General features: G+C 62.4%; 2 protein-coding genes. Both read right to left on the bottom strand.

All coding sequences use genetic code 11. The features are described from left to right. Positions 1 to 283 precede the first annotated feature (283 nt). Positions 284 to 1,543 (bottom strand): outer membrane beta-barrel protein, encoded by a 1,260-nt coding sequence (locus tag HLH34_RS19040; RefSeq protein ID WP_373318628.1) that lies wholly within the window; start codon positions 1,541 to 1,543, stop codon positions 284 to 286. 103 nt (positions 1,544 to 1,646) lie between these two features. Beyond that, on the bottom strand, positions 1,647 to 1,774 hold a 128-nt coding region (locus HLH34_RS19035; RefSeq protein ID WP_183121130.1), incomplete at its 5' end, for an ammonium transporter.

Here is a 1,774-nt window from a genome sequence, read left to right as displayed (position 1 = left end):
GTCCACCAGTTCCACCGAGTGTTCCTGGATCAGGCTGAACACCTTCGCGACAGACGCCGCGTCGGGGGAAGGGGGGGCCGCTGGGGCCGGGGTCGGGGCTTTTTTCGCCATTCTCGGATGCCTGCCTATTGTGAAGCCGTACGATGCGGCCGGAAAACGGTTACGAAACTCTCGCCCCGTTGTCGAGGCGTCGGACGCAGCGACGACGTCGGCCGCCCCCTTCCCCACTCTCCCGATCCTGGCCGAATCGGCGGTGCGGGGGCGGCCTCCCGCCCCGCGCGGATCAGAATCCCAGGACGCCGTCCATGCCGAAGGTGAACATGCCGGTATTGCGTCCGTCATTGAAGGGGGTGGTGCCGTTGAGCGAACGGTCGAACCGGATTTCGGGGCGGATTTCGAACACCCGGACGCCGTGGCCCAGGTCGGGTTTGTACGTCACGCCCAGGGTCAACGCGCCATAGGTGGTGGGCGGGGCGAATTCCGCGGGAACGGTGGCCCCGGCGATGGCGCCCATATAGGCGGTGTTGTTGAGGAAGCTGACGACGAACTGCCCGGTGTTGTCGCGGTAGATCTCACCCCGGTAGTTGAAGGTCAGCGACGGCGTGACCTTGTAGCTGAGAAAGCTGACGAAGCTGTAGGTGTCGGCCCGAAGTCCGTCATCATGCAGGTAGTTGAATTCGCCCGTCACCGACAGCTTGTCGCTGATCTGGTAGGCGGCATTGATGTCGTTCCAGTACCGCATCTGGCCGTCAGCCCGCGACCCAAGCACCGCGATGGCATTTTCCGGACCGACCCGGCTGAGTTCGATGATGTTGAGCTTGCCGCCCGCCAGGCCGTTCAGGTTGAAGCCGAAGTAGCCCGCGGCTTCGTGATTGTTATCGCTTTTTCCGAAAGTCGTCTGGTTGCCGGTATCGACCCCGAACGTGACGTCGACGGTCGTGTTGACATGCCATTTGAACATCGCGCCGACATGCTGGAAGGGCACGGAATATTCGGACGTGTAGGCCAGCGTATAGAACGGCCGCGTCGTCGGATCGAGGGTTTCGACGCCCATCGGGGCCTGCAGGATGCCGGCCTGCATGTCCAGGCCGCCACTGGTCAGCCAGGGCAGATGCAAGTCGATATGTGCCTGCGCGGGAATGACCTGGTAGCGGTCCGAGATGGCACGGTCGGAAATGCCGAGCAGATGGTAGTACCGCGCATCGGACCCGTAGAGCCCTTCCAGCGTGAATCCGATCTGGTATTCGCTCTTGCTGGGGTCGATGGCCTTGGCAAGCGTGAATTCCAGCTGGTTGAGCTGGACCTGGTTCGCATGGTCGGCCAGGAAGTTGCCGAAATTGATGCCGTTGTCGGGGCGGGCGGGGTTGGCCATGATGCCGCCTTCGATCTGTCCCACCAGGGTCACGCCGCTGAGCCATTCTGCGAAGCCGGACTTGCCGGCCGAACTGCCGAACACCGCGACCTGGGCAAGACCTTCGGATGGAAGCAGAAAACAGCCAGCAACCAGAAAGAGAGAAAGACAGCCTGCGTTTTTACATATGATGTTGTTGATGTTGTGGACCGGCACGCTTCGTTTCCTCCGTCTTGGGGGACGGCGCGACCCGCCCCCGCGGAATATGCTGGATTGGACGTGACTGGACGATCGGTCAGCTGATGCGTTCGTCGTGCAGGACCATGTCGAGGCCTTCGACCTCCTGGTCCTGGGTGACGCGCAGGCCGATGGTCAGGTCGACGATCTTGAGCAGGACGAAGGTGGCGAGGGCGCACCAGACGA

The sequence above is a fragment of the Gluconacetobacter azotocaptans genome (assembly GCF_014174355.1).
GTDB lineage: Bacteria > Pseudomonadota > Alphaproteobacteria > Acetobacterales > Acetobacteraceae > Gluconacetobacter > Gluconacetobacter azotocaptans.
Note: the sequence above shows the minus strand (reverse complement) of the source record. Positions and strands in the feature narration are given on the sequence as shown.